Annotated in this window: 2 protein-coding genes; one reads left to right on the forward strand and one right to left on the reverse strand. The window is 72.7% G+C overall.

Annotated elements, in window-relative coordinates; translation table 11 throughout:
- Positions 1 to 37: 37 nt before the first annotated feature.
- Complete coding sequence (locus N865_RS21270) at positions 38 to 448, reverse strand: hypothetical protein (protein WP_034810281.1); 411 nt, start codon at positions 446 to 448, stop codon at positions 38 to 40.
- A 287-nt stretch (positions 449 to 735) separates the two neighbouring features.
- Here N865_RS21270 and N865_RS23370 point away from each other — a divergent pair.
- The coding region (locus N865_RS23370) for a hypothetical protein (protein ID WP_211244949.1) at positions 736 to 988 on the forward strand (253 nt) is incomplete at its 3' end.

A 988-nucleotide genomic window follows, 5' to 3' on the forward strand; every position in this document is an offset into this window, starting at 1 on the left:
AGCGGGGCGGGGCCGTGGTCGGCCACCGGCCGGCGCCTCACGACACACCGCCACGCGAGCCCCAACGGGCTCGAGCTGCCGAGCGGGCGCGCTCCGAGGACGTCTGGACGCGGGACGACGTCACCGTGAGGCGGGCGAGTATCTGCGCTGCCGCGGTCCTCGTAAGGCGAGCCTCGGCGACGGCCGGGTGCAGGATCTCCTGCCCCTGCGAGCCGGTGGCGACGTAGGCGGCATCACGAGCGACGTCGGCCAGGTGGTCGGCTGTCGTGATGAGCGAGCACGCCTGCTCCAGCGCGGAGAGTTCGGCACCGGCGAGGTCGGGGCGTGCGGTGAGGATCTCCCGGAAGGTGTCGACGGCGCTCGCGGTCCAGGTCTCGGGGAGGTCGAAGCCGTCGAGGACGCCATCGTCAGCGTCGTCGGGCGGCGATGGGGCGGGTGTGAGGGTCATGTGGGTGTCCGATCTGGGGTCGATCCTGTGGATAGAGGCTGTGGAAAAACTGGAGGGGTTCCCGGCACGCAGGGGCAGGCGCTATGCCGAGACCGAGCTGGGAGAGGTGGCCGAGGGGAGGGGTGCCCCAGGTCAGGGGGCGACGTTCACGACCACGAGCCCGGAGGTCGGAGGCCCGGGTGCGGCTCGGCCGCCCGCGCGGTGCTCAGTCGCGGTCCCCGCCTCGCAGCGGACGCCGTGCCGCCCTCGTGCGCGCTCTTCCACGAGTGATGCGGACGGCAGAGCGCTTGGAGGTTGTCGAGGCGGTGGTCGTCACCGCGCTCGACGTGGTCGCAGTCCGTTGCGCGACGCGGGCACCGGACACCGTCGTCCTCCCACTCACACCGATGCCCAGCACGAGCGAGGACGATGGCGCGGCGGCGCTGCCAGTCGCGGGGAAGGCGAGCCTTCCGGTTGCTGGTGGTCCATGCCATGGGGCCTACCTCCCCCGGGTGGTCGAGACGGGAGGGGTGATCTGCGCGGCGATCCGGTCGAGGGCCG

Origin of the sequence: Intrasporangium oryzae NRRL B-24470 (assembly GCF_000576595.1) — a bacterium.
Classification (GTDB): Bacteria; Actinomycetota; Actinomycetes; order Actinomycetales; family Dermatophilaceae; genus Intrasporangium_C; species Intrasporangium_C oryzae.